Below are 20,420 nucleotides of genomic sequence, written 5' to 3'. Positions count from 1 at the left end.
CTTATTGTCGATAGCTTAACGTCCTGATAAATATAGAAAATAGCTTGGTACGCTAATTGCTTACCAAGCTATTTTAGTTTTAGCGGCGATATTTCGACAGGCAGTAATGGATAACAACACCAATCAATCCCATTTAGATTCCGTAGAGAATCAGGTTGAGCGCTACAAACAGGTGCTCGATGTGATGCCTGCTGGAGTGATTTTGCTCGATACGTACGGAGTAGTGCGTGAAGCAAATCCAGAAGCGCACCGAATTCTTGAGATTCCACTGGTTAACGAAAAATGGTTCAACGTTATCCAGGCGGTGTTTGACCCACGTGAAGATGATGGCCACGAAGTTTCATTACGTAATGGCCGTAAAGTTCGACTCGCCATCTCGGCGTCCACAACAGGTCAATTGATCCTGATTACCGATTTAACCGAAACCCGTTTACTTCAAGCTCGTGTCAGTGATTTACAGCGCTTATCGTCGTTAGGACGTATGGTTGCATCGCTTGCTCACCAAGTAAGAACGCCGCTGTCGAGCGCTATGTTATATGCATCCAATTTGGGAGCGCCAAATCTTCCTCCAGCGACAAAAGATCGCTTCCAAACCAAATTAATGGATCGACTGCACGATTTGGAAAAGCAGGTTAATGATATGCTGCTTTTTGCTAAAGGTGGTGATAATAAAGTCATTAAGCCATTTACGATTGCCCAGTTGGTAGCGGAATATCAGCCGATGGTCGAAACCGCGCTAAAAAACAACAGTATTGATTACTGCCTAGAAGTGGAAGAAGAACAAACTGAACTACTAGGCAATGCGAACGCCATTGCATCTGCATTGAGTAATCTGGTCATGAATGCGATTCAAATGTCTGGTAAAGAATCGCAAGTCGATATTTTTTTCCGCCCGGTAAATGGTGAGTTACGCATTTCTGTGCAAGACAGCGGACCGGGTGTGCCCGAAGAACTGCAAGCCAAAATCATGGAGCCATTTTTTACCACACGTTCTCAAGGAACTGGATTAGGGTTGGCAGTTGTTCAAATGGTTTGCCGTGCCCATGACGGTCGATTGGAGCTTATTTCAGAGCAGGGTGATGGAGCCCGCTTCACCATGTGCATTCCGCTAGAGCGAGTGCAAACAGAAGCGCAATAAGCGGCTTTTGGTAATAACAATTTCTGGAGAATCATAATGGCGCAAAGCAAAGTGCTGATCGTAGAAGACGATGAAGGTCTTCGTGAAGCCCTAGTCGATACTCTGGCTCTGGCAGGGTATGAGTGGTTGGAAGCGGACTGTGCTGAAGATGCACTGTTGAAGCTGAAATCGAATACGGTTGATATCGTCGTTTCTGATGTGCAAATGGCGGGTATGGGTGGCTTAGCTCTGCTCAAAAGCATCAAGCAGAATTGGCCTAACTTACCAGTATTGCTAATGACGGCGTACGCCAACATTGAAGATGCCGTGTCTGCAATGAAAGATGGCGCGATTGACTACATGGCGAAACCATTTGCACCAGAAGTGTTGCTAAATATGGTCAGTCGTTATGCACCGATAAAAAGTGATGACAACGGTGATGCTATCGTTGCTGATGAGAAAAGTCTGCGCTTACTCGCGTTGGCCGATAAAGTGGCACGTACAGATGCGAATGTTATGGTGCTAGGTCCGAGTGGCTCAGGTAAAGAAGTGATGTCGCGTTATATTCACAACGCGTCAAATCGTAAAAATGGTCCTTTTGTCGCAATTAACTGTGCCGCGATTCCTGACAATATGCTCGAAGCAACACTGTTTGGCTATGAAAAGGGCGCATTTACTGGTGCTGTTCAGGCATGCCCAGGAAAGTTTGAACAAGCGCAAGGTGGCACAATCTTGCTTGATGAAATCAGCGAAATGGACCTGAACCTGCAAGCGAAGTTGTTGCGTGTTTTGCAAGAGCGAGAAGTAGAGCGCCTAGGCAGTCGCAAAAGCATCAAGTTAGATGTTCGTGTGTTAGCGACGAGTAACCGTGATCTTAAGCAATACGTGTCAGAAGGAAACTTCAGAGAGGACTTATATTACCGCCTGAATGTATTCCCAATTGCGTGGCCTGCACTTAAAGAACGTAAAGGCGATATTGCACCGCTTGCCAAGCATCTTGCTGAGCGTCATTGCAGCAAAATGGGCATGCCAGTGCCTCAATTCTCGACCGTTGCGTTAGAAAAACTATTGCAATACCCTTGGCCGGGTAATGTTCGTGAATTGGATAACGTGGTTCAACGAGCGCTGATATTAAGTGAAAATGGCGACATCGATGCAGAGCACATTTTGCTTGAGGGCGTAGATTGGCAAGATGCCAATAGCTTGCAACACGTGGTGCAAAATGCAGATATGGTCGTGCCCAATGTTAAGCCAGTTGCTCAAGCTGAGAGTGTTAGCCGCCCAGTAACTGGTGGAGAAGGCTTAGGTAGCGAGCTGCGCGATCAAGAATACGCCATTATTTTGGAGACTTTGGTTGAGTGTAATGGTCGACGCAAAGAAATGGCGGAGAAACTGGGTATAAGCCCTCGAACCTTGCGCTATAAGCTTGCCAAAATGCGTGATGCTGGTATAGATATCCCGAATTAACACAGACAACAGCCATAAGACGAAAAGTGTAAGTAAATTGATTGCTAATGTCTTATGGCACGTTAATTGCTATGTCAATAATCAGTTTTGTTAATAGTCAATCTTTTGGCTTAGAGGTGCTAATGAAAATTGATGGTATTCAGGCAGAAATGCGCGCCATGATGGTAGAAGCAACCAATACGGCTCCTACTGCAAGTGGGGCGAAAGTTGGAGCGGATTTTAACGATCTCCTAACTAAAGCCATCAATAACGTGAACACACTTCAAAAAGCATCTGGTGATTTACAAACCCGTTTTGATCGTGGTGATGCCGATGTATCCCTTTCTGACGTTATGATCGCTCGTAACAAGTCTAGTGTCGCTTTTGATGCGACGGTTCAAATTCGCAATAAACTCGTTGAGGCATATAAAGATCTCATGAACATGCCAGTGTAATTTAGGTAATAAGTGTGGCAGACAAGTCTACAGATTTAACCGTCACTGAAGGCGGCTCAGATGGTGCACTGGTAGCAAGTTCCGATGTGGATGTGGAGAGTCAAAATCCAGATCTAGAAGAGCGCAGTGCGTCAAAATTCGATATGGCAGTGGGCGACCTCGATTTACTTCGTCAGGTTGTGCTTGTGCTGTCGATATCCATCTGTGTTGCATTGATCGTGATGCTGTTCTTTTGGGTCAAAGAACCGGAGATGCGCCCACTTGGTGCGTATGAGACCGAAGAATTGATCCCCGTTCTGGATTATCTGGACCAGCAGAAAATCAATTATAAGCTTGATGGCAATACTGTTTCTGTTGAATCGAGTGAGTACAACTCGATCAAACTTGGCATGGTTCGTTCCGGCGTTAACCAAGCTACAGAAGCAGGCGATGATATTTTGCTGCAAGACATGGGTTTTGGTGTTTCACAACGTCTCGAGCAAGAGCGTCTCAAACTCAGTCGAGAGCGCCAATTGGCTCAAGCAATTGAAGAAATGAAGCAAGTTCGCAAAGCACGAGTGTTATTGGCACTGCCAAAGCACAGCGTGTTTGTGCGTCATAACCAAGAAGCGTCTGCGTCGGTATTTTTGACATTGTCGACAGGCACGAACCTTAAGCAGCAAGAAGTGGATTCTATTGTCGACATGGTAGCGAGTGCCGTGCCGGGAATGAAAACTTCTCGAATTACCGTCACAGATCAGCATGGCCGCTTACTCAGCTCAGGCTCCCAAGATCCCGCTTCTGCGGCGCGACGCAAAGAACAAGAATTAGAACGCAGCCAAGAGCAAGCGCTGCGCGAAAAAATTGATTCCGTACTATTACCGATTTTAGGTTATGGCAACTATACGGCGCAGGTTGATATCCAAATGGATTTCAGTGCGGTTGAACAAACTCGCAAACGCTTTGATCCGAACACCCCTGCGACCCGCAGTGAGTACGCACTCGAAGATTACAATAACGGTAACATGGTAGCGGGTATTCCGGGTGCGTTGAGTAATCAGCCTCCAGCGGATGCCTCAATTCCGCAAGATGTGGCTCAAATGAAAGATGGTTCTGTCATGGGGCAGGGTTCAGTTCGTAAAGAGTCCACGCGTAACTTTGAGCTAGATACCACCATCAGCCACGAGCGAAAGCAGACCGGGACGGTGGCTCGTCAGACCGTTTCTGTTGCGATTAAAGACCGTCGTCAAGTTAACCCTGATACGGGTGAAGTGACTTATACCCCAATGTCCGAATCTGAAATTAATGCCATTCGCCAAGTATTAATTGGTACCGTTGGCTTTGATCAAGGCCGTGGCGATTTGCTGAATGTATTGAGTGTAAAGTTTGCTGAGCCAGAGGCTGAGCAGCTAGAAGAACCACCAATTTGGGAGCACCCTAACTTCAGTGATTGGGTTCGTTGGTTCGCAAGTGCATTAGTGATTATTGTGGTTGTGTTGGTTCTGGTTCGCCCAGCAATGAAGAAATTGCTTAACCCTACCAGCGATGATGAAGACGAAATGTACGGACCAGACGGCTTGCCGATTGGTGCGGATGGTGAAACTAGCTTGATTGGCAGTGACATCGAAAGCAGCGAACTGTTCGAGTTTGGCTCAAGTATTGATTTGCCAAACCTTCATAAAGATGAAGATGTATTGAAAGCGGTTCGCGCTCTGGTTGCGAATGAACCTGAACTGGCTGCTCAAGTAGTGAAAAACTGGATGAATGACAATGGCTAACGATATCGTACCTCAAGATGACAACGCCGCGGGAATGCCAGTAGAGCTGGATGTTTCAACCATTACTGGCGAAGAAAAAGCGGCAATTTTGCTACTGAGCCTTAATGAACAAGATGCAGCTGGCATTATCCGTCACCTAGAACCAAAACAGGTTCAGCGTGTTGGTAGTGCGATGGCTCGCGCGAAGGATCTCAGCCAAGACAAGGTATCTGCTGTTCATCGTGCGTTTTTGGAGGATATCCAGAAATACACCAACATTGGTATGGGCAGCGAAGACTTTATGCGTAATGCACTGGTTGCCGCTCTTGGTGAAGACAAAGCCAACAACTTAGTTGACCAGATCCTACTTGGTACGGGCTCAAAAGGCTTGGATTCTTTGAAATGGATGGACCCACGCCAAGTGGCGAGCATTATTGTCAATGAACACCCACAGATTCAAACTATCGTACTGTCTTATTTAGAAGCAGACCAATCTGCAGAGATTTTGTCTCAGTTCCCTGAGCGCGTGCGTTTGGATCTGATGATGCGTATTGCCAACCTTGAAGAAGTTCAGCCATCAGCATTGGCAGAGCTGAACGAAATCATGGAGAAACAGTTCGCGGGTCAAGCGGGTGCACAAGCAGCCAAAATTGGCGGCCTGAAAGCAGCAGCGGAGATCATGAACTACCTAGACAACAACGTCGAAGGTTTGTTGATGGAACAAATTCGCGATCAGGACGAAGACATGGCGACGCAAATCCAAGACCTAATGTTTGTTTTCGAAAACTTAGTCGAAGTGGACGACCAAGGTATTCAGAAGTTGCTGCGTGACGTACCACAAGACGTGTTGCAAAAAGCACTCAAAGGTGCAGATGACTCGTTACGTGAGAAAGTCTTCAAGAATATGTCTAAACGTGCTGCTGATATGATGCGTGATGACATAGAAGCGATGCCGCCAGTACGAGTGGCAGATGTAGAAGCCGCTCAGAAAGAAATCTTAGCAATTGCCCGTCGAATGGCGGATGCTGGTGAGCTCATGCTATCTGGCGGTGCTGACGAATTCTTATAATTTCTATTGCTTCGCAATTATCCTATTGCGGAGCACCCTCACTTCTTAATCGAACACACAATAGGTAACCCATGGCTGGCGATAGAAAACGTGGATTTATCCGTCCTGATGAAGATGATTCGATGATCGAACCTCAACGTTGGGGGCTGCCTGATTATGGCGAGCCTAAAGCCAAACAAGCAAAACAAACCGCGTTCAACTATGACCCGGGATGGGTGCCGAATTTTGATGAGCCTGAAGAAGAGCAGCCACTTGCGCTAACCGAAGAGCAAATTGAACTGATTAAGCAAGGTGCTTATCAAGAAGGCTTACATCAAGGTCAGGAAGCTGGCTTTAAGCAAGGTTACGACAAAGGTAAAGAAGAAGGGTTGCAAGCCGGCCATGCTGAAGGTCTCGAGCTCGGAAAAGCTGAAGGGGTAACTGCAGGGCAAGAATACATTCAGCAGCAAGTTGAAACTTTTATGAACTTGGCCAATCAGTTTGCTCAACCTTTGGAGTTGATGAATGCTCAGGTTGAAAAGCAGCTGGTGGATATGGTGCTCTGTTTAGTTAAAGAAGTGGTGCACGTTGAAGTACAAACCAACCCTCAAATTATTTTAGATACAGTGAAGCAGTCGGTTGAAGCGCTACCAATATCAGGCCACCCTATTACCTTGCACCTGAATCCAGAAGATGTCGCGATTATTCGTTCAGCTTATGGTGAAGAAGACCTTAATTGTCGCAACTGGACGTTAGTTGCTGAGCCATCGCTAAATCGAGGTGACGTCCAGATTGAAGCCGGTGAATCAAGCATTAATTATCGCATGGAAGAACGCGTCAAAAGCGTATTGCACAGCTTTTGTGGCGCAAACCGTCATCAAGAGGGTGAGTAATCCATGCAAGCACTCGCTGACCGCTTAAAAAGCTACAAAGTTGAAGGCCTTACGACGCGCCCTGTCGCCTCTGGCAAACTGGTGCGTGTGGTTGGGTTAACGTTGGAAGCAACCGGCTGTCGCGCACCAATTGGCAGTTTATGCTTAGTGGAAACCATGTCAGGTCAGATGGAAGCCGAGGTTGTCGGCTTTTCAGGTGACAACCTATTTTTAATGCCAAGCGAACAAATTACGGGCATTTTACCTGGCGCGAGAGTCACCCCTTTAACCAGTGACGCTGGTTTGCCTGTCGGCATGGAGTTACTTGGGCGCGTGATAGACGGGGTTGGGAATCCACTTGATGGACTTGGCCCTTTGTATACCGATCACCGTGCCTCTTTTAATGCCGAACCAATCAACCCGTTGGCTCGAAAACCAATTTCTGAACCGCTCGATGTTGGCCTAAAAGCCATCAATGGTTTGTTGACGGTTGGTAAAGGTCAGCGTATCGGTCTGTTTGCAGGTTCTGGTGTGGGTAAATCGGTCACGCTTGGCATGATGACGCGAGGCACCACCGCACAGGTTGTGGTCGTCGGCCTGATAGGTGAGCGTGGACGTGAAGTTAAAGAGTTCATCGAAGAGATCTTGGGTGAGGACGGTCGTCGCCGCTCAGTGGTGGTCGCGGCGCCTGCCGATGCTTCACCTCTAATGCGCTTAAAGGGGTGCCAAACGGCATTAACGATTGCTGAATACTTCCGGGACCAAGGGTTAGATGTTCTGCTATTGATGGACTCGTTGACTCGTTTTGCACAAGCACAGCGTGAAATCGCACTTTCTGTTGGTGAGCCGCCAGCGACGAAAGGCTACCCGCCTTCTGTATTTGCCAAGCTGCCAGCGCTGGTTGAGCGAGCGGGTAATGGAAGTGCCGAACAAGGCTCGATTACGGCGTTCTTTACCGTGTTGACCGAAGGGGATGATTTGCAAGATCCGATAGCGGACGCATCGCGAGCTATTCTTGATGGCCATATTGTACTTTCTCGTGAAATGGCGGATGCAGGCCATTATCCGGCGATTGATGTCGAGAAGTCGGTGAGCCGTGTTATGCCGCAAATCACGACTGAAGAGCACGTTTTGATGTCAAAAGCGGTGCGACAGGTCTTGTCTATTTGTCGCAAGAATCAAGATTTGGTCTCGATTGGAGCGTACAAACCGGGTACCGATCCTGCTATTGATGGCGCATTTACTTTGAAACCGAAGTTAGACGAATACTTGCGGCAGAGCATGAAAGAATCGGTGCCATACGATATGTGCGTCAATATGCTTAGAAACATTTTGGGTGGGTGATAGCGCATGAATAATGCGATGGAGTTTCTACTTGAGCAAACTAAGGATCGTGAAGACCAAGCTGTGCTTGCACTGAACAAAGCGCGTTCTGAACTCGAAGATTATTACCGTCAGGTTGAACAAATTGAAAAGTATCGGCTTGATTATTGCCAGCAACTCGTCGACCGTGGTCAGGCGGGCCTAACGGCAAGTCAATATGGACACTTAAATCGATTCCTTACCCAGCTAGATGAAACTTTATCTAAGCAAAAGCAAGCAGAAAGTCATTTCAAAGAGCAGGTTGAAAACTGTAAAGAATATTGGTTAACCGTGCGTAAAGAACGCAAATCCTATGAGTGGATGATAGACAAACGCGAAAAAGAGAAACAACTTGCTGAAGCTAAGCGCGAACAAAAGCAAATGGACGAGTTTTCCACCTTACTTTACAGTCGAAAACCACATAGTTTCTAAAGGTTATCGGTTCGATATTGCATTACGGTGTTGCAGCTGACTACATTTCTACCGATTCAAGTAAGGTAACTTTGATTGAGTCTTGTTCAATTAACTCAAACACCTTCGGTCGAATCTCGCGAACCCACCACTCGTTGTATGTTTTTTCGTAGAGAGCCTGGCGTGCTTGTTCATTGTCGAACTCTCTAAGCCAAACAAAATAGTCATGTCCATCATCACCAGTGTGAACGTAAGTATTCAGTACACGCATGCCTTGTGAACGTTGATAGGGCAACAGTTCTTCCTTCATCCAACTTAGCCACTGTTCTGTTTTGCCTGCTTTGATTCTATATTGGCGTAATTCTGTGATCTTCAAAGTGATTCCTTAATTGTTAAGCCAAGTGTCTGTTTACGCTTATCGTTTTTCAAAGTCAATCAAGTAGCTGTACATCATGTTAGGAACCAGGTTCTCGGATAGTACTGTTGATGTTTGTTCCATAAACATGCCATCTATTAGCTTACCGAGAATTGACTCAATATTGTGGTGTGATTTTTGCATTTTAGCTGTCAGTGTCGGGTCTTTTTGACCTTTGTTTGCCGCTAGTATTGCTGTCTGTCAGCGATACGCTCAGAGCCACGAGAACGAGAGTTTCTAAATGAGTGTGAATTTGTCCCATGTATCTGCGACTACCAAGACGCCAGTTTCTGATGTGTCCGCTAAAGCGTCCGCAGAGAGCACTGAGAGCAAGGGATTTTTAGAAACGTTAACCGATGCGTTTGCTAGTAAACAAAAGCCCGAAAAAGTAGCAACAGAATCGACAGTAGTTGAAGAAAAAGAAAGAGCGGATGTAGGCAGTACTTCTTCTGCTAACGTCTCGGACGAATTGTTGGCGCAAGAAAGCCAAGAATCCGTCAGTGACGAGCCCCATGGTTTTGATGAAATATCAGCAAACAAACCGAATGCAACCTTAAGTGAAGAAGCAAGTTTACAAAAGGCGAGTAACAGCACACCTTTGGAGAATGATGTTGAAGCTATTGAAAAAGTGAAATCAACATCAATCGATACGAGCAACCCATCAAATACAGTGGACGTAAAAAGCACGATGGGCGAAGGACAACAGCTTCTTGGTCGAATTGAACAAGCGAATCAAACCCTGAATGCGAGTAATGCATCCATCGATAGTGGCAAAGTTTTGCCTCAGAGCGCGAATTTAGTGCATTCGTTCCACGAGCAAGCAACCGTTTCGACACACCTTGATGAGCTGGCTTTGAATGAAACGCCATCAGTTCATTCGCTTGAACAAGCACAGATGATCCCAGGACAAGACTTAGAGCCAATTTTAGATAAGAATGGTCAACCTATCGATGTCGACAAACTTTCGCCTGAGTTTGCTGCTTGGCAAGAGCTAGCGAAACAAGCCAGCCATCCGACGGCTAAGAGCGCAGTCAGTGGTGAAGTAGCTAATGATCTGTCGCCGTTGTTAACAGACGTTGATGGTTCCAACATCGACGCGCTTCCACGAGTCTCCTTGGATGAACTTGAAGTTATAGATACTAAGTTGGCGCAAGGAAAACCACTGACTCGGCAAGAAGCTCAGATCATTGAAGGGTTGAAACAAGGAAGGATCACGGCGGATATTCCTGATCAAGACCTTGCCCAATTTGTTGCGCTCCCTAATGACATTAAACAGATTCTCGCAGAGCAACAAGTACAACATAATTTAACTCGCCAGGCTGGACCTATGGCAGTGTCTCAGCAAATCCAGCATACAGCGGCTCAAGTACCCCAGCCACAAACTGCTCATAGTGGAGAAAAAGTCGCATTATCTCCAACGCCTGATACGTTGATAGCCGCGCAAGTGCCGACGTCGCTTCAAGGTGTGAAAGACGGAGAGATTAGCCAGAAAGTGATGAACGCAGCATTGGAGACTGGTGCGCTAAAGTCGACTGCGGATAAACAAGATAAGCCGGACCTCCAACATGGCTTCGCTGGACAGCTTCAGGCTATGGCAGGTCAGCAAGGAATTAATGTGCAGCAACAAACGCGTATTGATGCTGCACAACAAGCTCAGCTTCCGTTGCAACTAACTAAAGAGCTAGCCAACGAGCAAGTTGAGGAAAAAGTGCAAATGATGATGTCGAAGAATCTGAAAAATCTCGATATTCGTCTTGATCCACCAGAGTTAGGTCGTATGCAAATTCGTATGACCATGAATAACGACGTTGCCAATGTACATTTTACAGTGAACAACCCGCAAGCTCGTGACATTATTGAACAGACGCTCCCTCGTTTGAGAGAAATGCTAGCGCAACAAGGTATGCAGCTGGCTGATTCTTCCGTCCAGCAACAAAACAGCGGGCAACAGCAAGGTAGGTATACTGCTGAACAACATGGTCAAAGCGCGCAAAGTGGCGGTTTTTCTGGACAGTCCGAAGAGGGTTTTGAATCTGATGTCAATCTGGATTTGAATGTCGCTTCAAAGCGTGATGGAATTAGTTTTTACGCATAAAAGGCCGTTTAACGGCAATGGCATACGGTTACCAAGCAACTCACTAAAACGTCTTGGTAACTCAAAAGAACAATAAGAGACAAGAATGGCAGAAGAACAGTTACAAGGGGCCGATGCGCCGAAAGGAAAAAGCAAGTTACTTATCATCATCATCGCTGTTGTAGTATTACTACTTGGTGGCGGGGCAGCGGCATTTTTTCTAATGGGCTCTGATGAACCTGCTCAGGCTGAATCGTCTCAACAGGCTCAAGTGAAGGCATCGGATGCTGCGCCCATCGCGTATGTGAATCTTCCTCAGGCATTTGTATTTAACGTTACTGGGGATAGCCGCGATAGGTTGGTTCAAATTAAAGCGCAGTTAATGGTTCGCGGTGCAGAAAATGAAGAGTTGGCGCGGTATCATTCGCCACTGATTGAAAGCTCTATGCTATCAACGTTTGCTTCCGCGACGGTTGATCAATTGCGCTCTCCTACAGGACGAGTGGAATTGCGCGATCGTGCTTCCGAAGATATCAAAGCAGCGCTGAATGCTGCGGTCGGTAAGCCAGTGATTGAAAAAGTACTGTTTACAGATTTTGTTATTCAATAGGTAAAACGTGACCGATCTATTAAGCCAAGACGAAATTGATGCGCTATTGCATGGGGTTGACGATGTTGATGACGTCGATGAACCGATAGAAAACGACACTGAAGGTGCCGTCAATTTTGATTTCTCGTCGCAAGACAGAATCGTACGTGGTCGAATGCCGACGCTCGAACTTATCAACGAGCGCTTTGCACGGCACATGCGTATTAGTCTGTTTAATATGCTGCGTAAAACGGCAGAGGTGTCGATCAATGGCGTGCAGATGATGAAGTTTGGTGAATACCAGAACACATTGTACGTGCCAACCAGTTTGAACATGGTGCGTTTTCGTCCGTTAAAAGGCACTGCGTTGATCACAATGGAGGCTCGTTTAGTCTTTATTCTGGTAGAAAACTTCTTTGGCGGTGATGGTCGATTCCACGCCAAAATCGAAGGCCGCGAATTTACCCCAACGGAACGCCGCATCATTCAGTTGTTACTGAAAATTGTATTTGAAGATTATAAAGAAGCGTGGTCGCCAGTGATGGGGGTAGAGTTCGAATATCTCGACTCTGAAGTAAACCCAAGTATGGCAAACATTGTCAGCCCGACAGAAGTGATTGTCGTGAGTTCCTTCCATATAGAAGTTGACGGCGGTGGCGGCGATTTTCATGTCGTTATGCCTTACTCCATGGTTGAGCCTATCCGTGAACTATTGGATGCAGGTGTTCAGTCCGACAAGATGGAAACGGACGTTCGCTGGAGCTCAGCACTACGTGAAGAGATCATGGATTGTCCGGTTAACTTCCGCGTGAACTTGCTCGAAAAAGACATTTCTTTGCGTGATCTCATGGAGCTGCAACCGGGCGATATCATCCCGATTGAAATGCCAGAACATGCGACGATGTTTGTAGAAGACCTACCGACCTATCGCGTAAAAATGGGTCGTTCGGAAGACAAATTAGCGGTGCAAATTTCTGAGGAAATTGAGCGCCCACATGTCGTCAAAACAGATTTAGCTTTCTTAGGTAAAGACATCATGTCCGAGCTTGAGAGTGAAGACGATATAGACCATTAAGATACCTTATTAAACAGACATGCTATGGCATGAGTAAGGCGTAACACAGGATAGAAAAATGGAACCAAGTGACGATCAAAAGCTAGCAGACGAATGGGCAGCCGCTCTTGGCGAAGACCCGTCTGCCCCTTCTGTAGACGTAGATGAAGTATTGGCTGCGCCACTGGAAGAGCTAAAAGACACTTCAAGCCCAATTAGCGAAGATGAGCGTCGTAAACTCGACACTATTATGGATATCCCGGTGACGATTTCGATGGAAGTCGGTCGTTCTCAAATTAGCATTCGGAACCTGTTGCAGCTTAACCAAGGTTCGGTTGTTGAGTTGGATCGTCTAGCCGGTGAGTCGCTCGACGTATTGGTTAACGGTACTTTGATTGCTCACGGCGAAGTCGTGGTCGTCAACGATAAGTTTGGTATCCGTTTGACGGATGTGATCAGCCAAACTGAACGAATTAAGAAGCTGCGTTAAGATGAGTCGTTCAATCAAAATGCGATTGAAGCAAATCACTGGAGCACTGAGCTTAATGCTAAGTGCTCCTTATGCATTTGCTGCCGCACCAAATAATCTGGATCTTGCGACGACACTTGGCTCGCTTGTGCTTGTAATCGGCGTGATTCTTTTGCTGGCTTGGTTGCTGAAACGTATGCAAGTGCCAGCGATGGGACAACAAAAGGGCTTGCGTATAGTGAGTCAGTTGCCAGTGGGTACAAAAGAAAGAATCGCAGTAGTTCAAGTGGGTGAAGAACAGTTTTTGGTTGGGATTACTAGCCAATCGATCCAAACTTTAGCCAAGTTAGATAAGCCACTGAAAGAGGAAGAGTTGGCGACCAATGCTTTTGCGACTCAATTTAGCCAGCTGATCAAAAAACATGACAAAGGGTAATCCAATTCGTTTGCTCCTGAGTACGTTGTTACTTTTTGTCGGCGTGCTGTTTTCTTCATTTACCTTTGCTGAAGCAGAGGAGTCAGCGCTGCCAGATAACTTAGCCGATGGAAGTAGTGTTACAGTTCAGGCTATGCAAAGTGATACTGGTGCTAGCCGTGCTATGTCCGTTTCTAGTGGCGGTGGTATTCCAGCATTCACCATGACCACGAACCCTGATGGCAGTGAAGACTACTCGGTTACACTACAAATTTTAGCGTTAATGACCATGCTTGGCTTCTTGCCTGCCATGGTGATTCTGATGACCTCGTTCACTCGAATTGTGGTGGTGATGTCGATATTGCGTCAGGCAATGGGTTTGCAACAAACGCCTTCTAATCAGGTTATTATTGGTATTGCGCTGTTTTTGACCTTTTTTGTTATGTCTCCTGTCCTGAACGAAATCAACGACAAAGCTGTTCAGCCTTATTTGAACGAGCAAGTTACGGCGCGAGAAGCGTTTGATGCAGCACAAGCGCCAATGAAAGCATTTATGCTTAAGCAGACCCGAATCAAAGATTTGGAGACGTTCGTAACCATGTCTGGAGAGCAAGTCGAGAATCCAGAAGATGTGTCGATGGCGGTGTTGATTCCGGCTTTTATCACCTCAGAGCTAAAAACTGCATTCCAAATTGGCTTTATGCTCTTCTTGCCGTTTTTGATTATTGACCTTGTAGTCGCTTCGGTACTGATGGCAATGGGTATGATGATGTTGTCACCAATGATTGTTTCGTTGCCGTTCAAGTTGATGTTGTTCGTATTGGTCGATGGTTGGAACTTGATACTCTCGACACTTGCGGGCAGCTTTGCCCTTTAGATAAGCGCAGATAGAGGATAAGACATGACACCAGAAATGTTTGTCGAGCTTTTCCGTGAAGCACTTTGGATGGTGCTTATCATGGTCTGCGCCATTATCATCCCAAGCTTGCTTATCGGCCTTGTAGTTGCGATTTTTCAAGCTGCGACATCCATCAACGAACAAACATTGAGCTTCTTACCGCGTTTGATTGTCACGCTTTTGGCCCTGATGCTGTTTGGGCATTGGATGACGCAAATGTTGATGGAATATTTCTATGGCTTGATTGAACGCTTACCTCAGGTGCTTTATTAGAGGCGCCTATGGAGTACCCCACTAGCGTTGTCTTAGATTGGATCGCAAACTACTTCTGGCCCTATGTTCGTATCTCATCCATGTTGATGGTGATGACAGTAACCGGGGCCCGATTTGTTTCGCCAAGAATCCGCCTTTACCTCGGTTTAGCCATCACTTTCGCTGTCATGCCAGCCATCCCCGCCGTACCTCAAGACATTGAGCTACTCTCGTTTCGTGGTTTCATGACCATTGCCGAGCAAATGATCATCGGCATAGCGATGGGTATGGTTACTCAATTTATGATTCAAACCTTTGTCCTGCTGGGTCAAATATTGGGTATGCAATCAAGTTTGGGCTTTGCTTCTATGGTTGATCCTGCAAATGGTCAGAACACGCCATTGCTTGGTCAGTTATTCATGTTCTTAACGACAATGTTTTTTCTTGCCACCGATGGACACTTAAAAATGCTGCAATTGGTGGTGTTCAGTTTCAAAACTTTGCCGATTGGCTCCGGCTCGCTCAACGCGGTTGATTTCCGTGAAATGGCAGGCTGGCTTGGTATTATGTTCCAAACGGCACTGAGTATGTCTCTATCTGGCATTATTGCGCTACTGACCATTAACTTGTCGTTTGGTGTAATGACCCGTGCCGCACCACAGCTGAATATCTTCTCGCTTGGTTTTGCTTTTGCTTTGATGGTGGGTCTATTACTTTGTTGGTACATACTGGCTGGTCTATACAGTCATTATGAAATGTTCTGGACAGTGGGTGAGGCGCAGATTTGTCGGCTTATTCGCTTGGAGTGCTAAGATTTGGCAGAATCAGACGGTCAGGAACGCACCGAAGAAGCCACGCCCCGACGGTTACAACAAGCCAGAGAAAAGGGGCAGGTCGCTCGATCTAAAGAGCTCGCATCAGCATCTGTGCTGATCGTTGGCGCCATTTCATTGATGTGGTTTGGCGAGGCGTTAGCACGTTCATTGTTTTCCATCATGAGCCGTTTATTTGATCTTCAACGAGAAGAGATTTTCGATACTGCAAAACTGTTTGATATCGCTTTGGGCGCGATGAGTGATTTGTTGTTCCCACTATTTTTGGTGTTAGCGACATTGTTTACCGCCGCCATGATTGGAGCAGCAGGTGTGGGAGGAATCAGTTTTTCTGCCCAAGCAGCCATGCCCAAGCTGTCGAAAATGAATCCGCTTAGCGGCTTAAAGCGAATGGTTGGCATGCAAAGCTGGGTAGAGTTGATCAAATCAATCCTTAAAGTGGTTCTGGTCACCGGTGTCGCCATCTATTTGATCCAAGCATCGCAGGCCGATCTGATTCAATTGAGCATGGATGTGTATCCGCAAAACATCTTCCATGCTTTAGATATTTTGCTGAACTTTATTTTGCTGATCAGTTGCTCGCTATTGATTGTGGTTGCCATCGATATTCCATTTCAAATTTGGCAGCACGCCGATCAGTTAAAAATGACCAAGCAAGAAGTCAAAGACGAATACAAAGAGACTGAAGGTAAGCCGGAAGTGAAAGGCCGTATTCGTATGTTGCAAAGGGAAGCGGCTCAACGTCGAATGATGGCGGATGTTCCTCAAGCTGATGTTATTGTTACTAACCCTGAGCACTTCTCGGTAGCGCTTCGTTATAAGCAGAAGACAGACCGTGCGCCAGTCGTGATCGCTAAAGGTACTGACCACATGGCGATGAAGATTCGAGAAGTCGCCCGCGAACATGACATTACGATTGTGCCCGCACCACCTTTGGCTCGTGCGTTGTACCACACGACAGAGCTCGAGCAAGAGATCCCCGATGGGTTATTTACTGCCGTCGCTCAGGTTTTGGCATTTGTATTCCAATTAAAGCAATACCGAAAACGAGGTGGACAGCGCCCGAAAATTCAAGATTATGATTTGCCAATCCCACCCGAACACCGCCATTGATACGAAAAGCGGTAAAGCCTTAAAAAAGCTTGTTTGATCAAAAGCTAAGCTCTATTTGAGTGTTTAGTCATTATTTTGGCGCTAATTCTGGTACATAGATTGCTTAAAACGCTTTAATTATCAACCCTACCTAAACTTTTAGGCTAAAGCGGTCGCGTATTAATAGTAAGAGCTTACGTGACGCTTCAATCGATTGAGATCTCTCGCAGTATGAAGTTAAGCCTGCCGTTTGCAGATAAATTGCCACGAATCCCTCAACGTGAAATGCCAGCTATTGGTGCTCCGGTGATGGTTTTGGCCACCCTAGCGATGGTGGTACTGCCGATTCCAGCATTTTTGCTGGATATGTTCTTCACCTTTAACATCGCGCTGTCGATGGTGGTGTTGTTAGTGACCGTTTACACACGTCGCCCTTTGGACTTCGCTGCTTTTCCAACGGTATTGCTGATCGCCACGTTGCTCCGCTTGGCTTTGAACGTTGCCTCGACTCGTGTCGTCTTACTGCATGGTCATGAAGGCGGTAATGCGGCAGGTAACGTAATTGAGGCGTTCGGTAACGTCGTTATTGGTGGTAACTACGCGGTCGGCCTAGTGGTTTTCCTCATCTTAATGATCATCAACTTTATGGTGGTGACCAAAGGTGCGGGTCGTATCTCTGAGGTAAGTGCTCGCTTTACGCTTGATGCGTTGCCGGGTAAGCAAATGGCGATTGATGCCGACTTGAATGCCGGATTGATAGACCAAGAGCAGGCAAGAGTTCGTCGTTTTGAAGTGACCAAAGAAGCGGATTTCTATGGCTCGATGGATGGTGCCTCGAAGTTCGTAAAAGGTGACGCGATTGCCGGTATTTTGATTCTGTTTATCAACATCGTCGGCGGTCTGTCGATCGGTATGGCGCAGTATGGATTGGGTTTCGGTGAAGCGATTGAAATCTATACCTTACTGACAATCGGTGATGGTTTGGTCGCACAAATCCCATCGCTATTGCTGTCGATTGCAGCGGCAATGATGGTGACGCGCCAAAACACCGATGAAGACATGGGGGAACAACTGGTCTTCCAGATGTTCGACAACCCAAAAGCGCTGATGATTACTGCGGCTATTCTTGGTGTGATGGGCATCGTACCGGGCATGCCACACTTTGCGTTTTTGAGCCTGGCAGTCGCGGCCGGTGCAGCGGCATATTTCATCGACAAACGGCAGAAGCAGAAAGCGAAAGAGCCCGCTTTACCAGCAACAGCAGACGAAGGTACAGAACCTTCCTCACAGCGCGAACTGTCTTGGGATGACGTCCAGCCAGTCGATATTATTGGCTTGGAAGTCGGTTATCGCTTAATCCCTTTGGTGGACAGAGACCAAGGTGGGGAACTGTTAGAGCGCGTAAAAGGCGTGCGTAAAAAGTTATCGCAAGATTTTGGGTTCCTAATTCCAGCGGTTCATATTCGTGACAATCTTGAGCTGACCCCAAACAGTTACCGAATTACATTGATGGGGGTTGCGGTGGGCGAAGCAGAGATTCGTCCGGATCAAGAGCTAGCGATTAACCCAGGTCAGGTGTATGGCATGATTGATGGTGAGCCAACCATTGACCCTGCTTTTGGACTGGAAGCCGTATGGATCCGAGAAGATCAGCGAGAGCACGCGCAGGCTCTGGGTTATACGGTTGTTGATTCATCAACGGTATTAGCGACGCACCTAAGCCAGCTATTGACCAACAACGCATCACAGCTAATTGGCCATGAAGAAGTAGAGAATTTATTAGAAATGTTGGGACGCAGCGCGCCTAAGTTGGTCGAGAACTTTGTTCCTGACCAATTACCATTAGGTGTGGTGGTGAAAGTCCTACAAAACTTGTTAAACGAGGCCATTCCAATCCGCGATATTCGCACGATTGTTCAAACTTTGGCTGAGTACTCAAGTAAGAGTCAAGAAGCTGACATATTGACGGCAGCAGTTCGAATTAGTCTTAAACGCCTAATTGTTCAAGTAATCAATGGTATAGAGCCTGAGCTACCAGTGATTACTTTGGTACCCGAACTGGAACAAATATTGCATCAAACTATGCAAGCATCAGGAGGCGAATCCGCGGGGATTGAACCGGGACTCGCTGAGCGATTGCAGTCTTCACTAAGCCAAGCGACACAGGAACAAGAACTGAAAGGCGAACCTGCCGTTCTGCTTACTTCCGGTGTATTACGCTCGACGTTGGCTAAATTTGTGAAGAACACAATACCTAATCTCCGGGTACTGTCTTACCAAGAAATCCCGGATGAAAAACAGATCAGAATTGTGCAAGCCGTGGGTAACTGATCTCACGCATCATTAATGGATTCATAGTTTGAAAATAAAGCGATTTTTTGCCAAAGACATGAGAACGGCGCTGCTCCAAGTGAAAGAGGAGTTAGGCGCGGAAGCGGTGATCATGTCAAACAAGAAAGTGGCTGGTGGAGTAGCGATTGTTGCGGCGATAGATAGTGAATCTAATCCGTCTCAAGCAAGCGCAGCGTCACAGCAAAATCGCGGTGCTTCTCAAACGAATCGCTATAACGAACATCGTCAAATGTCATCGTCTTCTGCTGATCGTTACCAAGATCGTCATTTAGATGAAGATAAAATTAGCCTGAACAGTAATAACAGTAACAATGAAAAAACAGGCTCAATGACGCAGCGATTCGCTAATATGCTTAAGCAATATAGCGGTGGTGCAGCAGATGCTGACGACCACGTAGCGGAAAATGAAGATTCGCTCTCTGCTTTGCTGCAACGCCAAAATAAGCATCGCGACGGCTACAACCAAGAAAAGCCAGCGCCATATCAACCAGATTCACCTTTGGCGAAGCTAATCGCACAGGACAATCGATTTGAACGTCCGACGCCCAAGCTGGACCCGACGCGCTATGACCGACGTCGCCCAAGTGATGAGCGTGACGAATCGGCCGATGAGCTAGAAAGCATGCGCGAAGAGATGACGTCAATTCGTCGTCTGTTGGAGCACCAAGTTTCTGGCCTGATGTGGCAAGAAGTAGAACGCCGTGAGCCGCTAAGAGCGATGCTGATTAAGCGCTTAGAGCGAATGGGCGTTTCTCCGGAGTTAGCAGACCAGATGGCCTGTTATATCCCGGAAGATACAAAGCCAGCGCGAGCGTGGAAAGCGTTATTGTCGCTGGTGGCGGATCAAATCAATATTCCTAAACAGGACATTTTAAAACGTGGTGGCGTAGTCGCATTGTTGGGTCCGACGGGGGTTGGGAAAACAACAACCGTAGCGAAACTCGCAGCACGCGCAGCCATGGAATACGGTGCCGACAATGTGGCCCTTGTGACAACAGATACATATCGCATAGGTGCACATGAGCAACTCTCAATTTACGGAAGAATTATGGGTTGTCCCGTAAGAGTTGCTAAAGATTCTAACGAGTTAGCCGATGTTATATATCAGCTAAGAAACAGAAGACTGATTTTGGTCGATACGGCAGGGATGGGGCAACGAGATGTGAGGCTTTCCGAGCAGCTCGACACTCTAATGCAAGAGAGCGGGGAAGTGATTCACAGCTACCTTGTTTTGCCGGCTACCGCACAACGTCGTGTTCTACAAGAAACGCTGGATCACTTCCGACGTATACCACTTTCGGGTTGTATTATGACGAAGCTTGATGAGTCATTAAGCCTAGGCGAATTCATCAGTGTAGTGATTCAAAACGCAATGCCAGTAGCTTACATCGCTAATGGTCAGCGCGTACCAGAAGACATTGTGATAGCGCAACCAAAATATATGCTTGCGAAAGCAAATGAACTGTTAGAGAAGTCGACAGAGAACGAACCTCACTTTTGGAACAGTGACAGTGAAGGACTCTAAGGCGG

General features: G+C 46.8%; 21 protein-coding genes. 19 read left to right on the top strand and 2 right to left on the bottom strand.

Annotation, left to right across the window (positions count from 1 at the left end; translation table 11 throughout):
• Positions 1–106 precede the first annotated feature (106 nt).
• From R7Q39_RS17245 to fliJ, 8 genes are all read left to right on the top strand, one after another.
• Entirely contained in the window at positions 107–1,138 is a 1,032-nt protein-coding gene (locus R7Q39_RS17245; RefSeq protein ID WP_318076480.1) for a sensor histidine kinase, read from the top strand.
• Between the two features lie 36 nt (positions 1,139–1,174).
• Entirely contained in the window at positions 1,175–2,584 is a 1,410-nt protein-coding gene (locus R7Q39_RS17240) for a sigma-54-dependent transcriptional regulator (protein ID WP_005394318.1), read from the top strand.
• Between the two features lie 122 nt (positions 2,585–2,706).
• Positions 2,707–3,018, top strand: a complete 312-nt coding sequence (gene fliE / locus R7Q39_RS17235; protein ID WP_005384482.1) for a flagellar hook-basal body complex protein FliE — start codon at positions 2,707–2,709, stop codon at positions 3,016–3,018.
• A gap of 14 nt (positions 3,019–3,032) precedes the next feature.
• Positions 3,033–4,775, top strand: coding sequence for a flagellar basal-body MS-ring/collar protein FliF (gene fliF / locus R7Q39_RS17230; protein WP_005380462.1), 1,743 nt, complete (start codon positions 3,033–3,035; stop codon positions 4,773–4,775).
• The gene (gene fliG, locus R7Q39_RS17225; protein ID WP_005380470.1) at positions 4,768–5,823 is read left to right on the top strand and encodes a flagellar motor switch protein FliG; all 1,056 of its coding nucleotides are present in this window, start codon (positions 4,768–4,770) and stop codon (positions 5,821–5,823) included. Before fliF ends, fliG begins: the two co-directional genes overlap by 8 nt.
• A gap of 71 nt (positions 5,824–5,894) precedes the next feature.
• Entirely contained in the window at positions 5,895–6,695 is an 801-nt protein-coding gene (fliH, locus tag R7Q39_RS17220) for a flagellar assembly protein FliH (RefSeq protein ID WP_005394317.1), read from the top strand.
• A 3-nt stretch (positions 6,696–6,698) separates the two neighbouring features.
• Entirely contained in the window at positions 6,699–8,018 is a 1,320-nt protein-coding gene (gene fliI / locus R7Q39_RS17215) for a flagellar protein export ATPase FliI (RefSeq protein ID WP_213901782.1), read from the top strand.
• A 6-nt stretch (positions 8,019–8,024) separates the two neighbouring features.
• Positions 8,025–8,468, top strand: a complete 444-nt coding sequence (fliJ, locus tag R7Q39_RS17210) for a flagellar export protein FliJ (RefSeq protein ID WP_054575510.1) — start codon at positions 8,025–8,027, stop codon at positions 8,466–8,468.
• Positions 8,469–8,508: 40 nt separating this feature from the next.
• On the opposite strand, the gene R7Q39_RS17205 is transcribed toward fliJ, so the two are convergent.
• Positions 8,509–8,823, bottom strand: coding sequence for an NIPSNAP family protein (locus tag R7Q39_RS17205; RefSeq protein ID WP_017635953.1), 315 nt, complete (start codon positions 8,821–8,823; stop codon positions 8,509–8,511).
• Positions 8,824–8,862: 39 nt separating this feature from the next.
• A complete protein-coding gene (locus R7Q39_RS17200) occupies positions 8,863–9,006 on the bottom strand; it encodes a hypothetical protein (RefSeq protein WP_215666825.1) in 144 nt (47 codons plus the stop codon).
• Between the two features lie 97 nt (positions 9,007–9,103).
• Here R7Q39_RS17200 and R7Q39_RS17195 point away from each other — a divergent pair, with 97 nt between their 5' ends.
• From R7Q39_RS17195 to flhF, 11 genes are all read left to right on the top strand, one after another.
• The gene (locus R7Q39_RS17195) at positions 9,104–10,957 is read left to right on the top strand and encodes a flagellar hook-length control protein FliK (protein ID WP_318076479.1); all 1,854 of its coding nucleotides are present in this window, start codon (positions 9,104–9,106) and stop codon (positions 10,955–10,957) included.
• An 85-nt stretch (positions 10,958–11,042) separates the two neighbouring features.
• On the top strand, positions 11,043–11,546 hold the full coding sequence (fliL, locus tag R7Q39_RS17190; protein WP_005380477.1) for a flagellar basal body-associated protein FliL: 504 nt from the start codon (positions 11,043–11,045) through the stop codon (positions 11,544–11,546).
• 7 nt (positions 11,547–11,553) lie between these two features.
• The gene (gene fliM / locus R7Q39_RS17185) at positions 11,554–12,600 is read left to right on the top strand and encodes a flagellar motor switch protein FliM (protein WP_005380478.1); all 1,047 of its coding nucleotides are present in this window, start codon (positions 11,554–11,556) and stop codon (positions 12,598–12,600) included.
• A 58-nt stretch (positions 12,601–12,658) separates the two neighbouring features.
• On the top strand, positions 12,659–13,069 hold the full coding sequence (gene fliN, locus R7Q39_RS17180; protein WP_005380479.1) for a flagellar motor switch protein FliN: 411 nt from the start codon (positions 12,659–12,661) through the stop codon (positions 13,067–13,069).
• A 1-nt stretch (position 13,070) separates the two neighbouring features.
• Complete coding sequence (gene fliO / locus R7Q39_RS17175) at positions 13,071–13,484, top strand: flagellar biosynthetic protein FliO (RefSeq protein ID WP_005380480.1); 414 nt, start codon at positions 13,071–13,073, stop codon at positions 13,482–13,484.
• Positions 13,471–14,340, top strand: a complete 870-nt coding sequence (fliP, locus tag R7Q39_RS17170; RefSeq protein WP_005380487.1) for a flagellar type III secretion system pore protein FliP — start codon at positions 13,471–13,473, stop codon at positions 14,338–14,340. The genes fliO and fliP overlap by 14 nt, the downstream gene beginning before the upstream one ends.
• A gap of 24 nt (positions 14,341–14,364) precedes the next feature.
• Complete coding sequence (fliQ, locus tag R7Q39_RS17165) at positions 14,365–14,634, top strand: flagellar biosynthesis protein FliQ (RefSeq protein ID WP_005380488.1); 270 nt, start codon at positions 14,365–14,367, stop codon at positions 14,632–14,634.
• An 8-nt stretch (positions 14,635–14,642) separates the two neighbouring features.
• Entirely contained in the window at positions 14,643–15,425 is a 783-nt protein-coding gene (gene fliR / locus R7Q39_RS17160) for a flagellar biosynthetic protein FliR (protein ID WP_005384463.1), read from the top strand.
• A 3-nt stretch (positions 15,426–15,428) separates the two neighbouring features.
• Positions 15,429–16,559: a flagellar biosynthesis protein FlhB gene (flhB, locus tag R7Q39_RS17155; RefSeq protein ID WP_005380490.1), complete on the top strand. Its 1,131-nt coding sequence runs from the start codon at positions 15,429–15,431 to the stop codon at positions 16,557–16,559.
• A 210-nt stretch (positions 16,560–16,769) separates the two neighbouring features.
• A complete protein-coding gene (flhA, locus tag R7Q39_RS17150; RefSeq protein ID WP_318076482.1) occupies positions 16,770–18,869 on the top strand; it encodes a flagellar biosynthesis protein FlhA in 2,100 nt (699 codons plus the stop codon).
• Between the two features lie 28 nt (positions 18,870–18,897).
• Positions 18,898–20,415: a flagellar biosynthesis protein FlhF gene (gene flhF, locus R7Q39_RS17145; protein WP_025767171.1), complete on the top strand. Its 1,518-nt coding sequence runs from the start codon at positions 18,898–18,900 to the stop codon at positions 20,413–20,415.
• Positions 20,416–20,420: the final 5 nt, after the last annotated feature.

This window comes from Vibrio sp. 947 (assembly GCF_033339115.1).
In the GTDB taxonomy this organism is placed as follows: Bacteria; Pseudomonadota; Gammaproteobacteria; order Enterobacterales; family Vibrionaceae; genus Vibrio; species Vibrio alginolyticus.
Note: the sequence above shows the minus strand (reverse complement) of the source record. Positions and strands in the feature narration are given on the sequence as shown.

Coding starts and splice junctions, on each gene's coding strand:
- R7Q39_RS17245 (WP_318076480.1), top strand. CDS start 107: ATGGATAACAACACCAATCAATCCCATTTAGATTCCGTAGAGAATCAG.
- R7Q39_RS17240 (WP_005394318.1), top strand. CDS start 1,175: ATGGCGCAAAGCAAAGTGCTGATCGTAGAAGACGATGAAGGTCTTCGT.
- fliE (WP_005384482.1), top strand. CDS start 2,707: ATGAAAATTGATGGTATTCAGGCAGAAATGCGCGCCATGATGGTAGAA.
- fliG (WP_005380470.1), top strand. CDS start 4,768: ATGGCTAACGATATCGTACCTCAAGATGACAACGCCGCGGGAATGCCA.
- fliH (WP_005394317.1), top strand. CDS start 5,895: ATGGCTGGCGATAGAAAACGTGGATTTATCCGTCCTGATGAAGATGAT.
- fliI (WP_213901782.1), top strand. CDS start 6,699: ATGCAAGCACTCGCTGACCGCTTAAAAAGCTACAAAGTTGAAGGCCTT.
- fliJ (WP_054575510.1), top strand. CDS start 8,025: ATGAATAATGCGATGGAGTTTCTACTTGAGCAAACTAAGGATCGTGAA.
- R7Q39_RS17200 (WP_215666825.1), bottom strand. CDS start 9,006: ATGCAAAAATCACACCACAATATTGAGTCAATTCTCGGTAAGCTAATA.
- R7Q39_RS17195 (WP_318076479.1), top strand. CDS start 9,104: ATGAGTGTGAATTTGTCCCATGTATCTGCGACTACCAAGACGCCAGTT.
- fliL (WP_005380477.1), top strand. CDS start 11,043: ATGGCAGAAGAACAGTTACAAGGGGCCGATGCGCCGAAAGGAAAAAGC.
- fliN (WP_005380479.1), top strand. CDS start 12,659: ATGGAACCAAGTGACGATCAAAAGCTAGCAGACGAATGGGCAGCCGCT.
- fliO (WP_005380480.1), top strand. CDS start 13,071: ATGAGTCGTTCAATCAAAATGCGATTGAAGCAAATCACTGGAGCACTG.
- fliP (WP_005380487.1), top strand. CDS start 13,471: ATGACAAAGGGTAATCCAATTCGTTTGCTCCTGAGTACGTTGTTACTT.
- fliQ (WP_005380488.1), top strand. CDS start 14,365: ATGACACCAGAAATGTTTGTCGAGCTTTTCCGTGAAGCACTTTGGATG.
- fliR (WP_005384463.1), top strand. CDS start 14,643: ATGGAGTACCCCACTAGCGTTGTCTTAGATTGGATCGCAAACTACTTC.
- flhA (WP_318076482.1), top strand. CDS start 16,770: ATGAAGTTAAGCCTGCCGTTTGCAGATAAATTGCCACGAATCCCTCAA.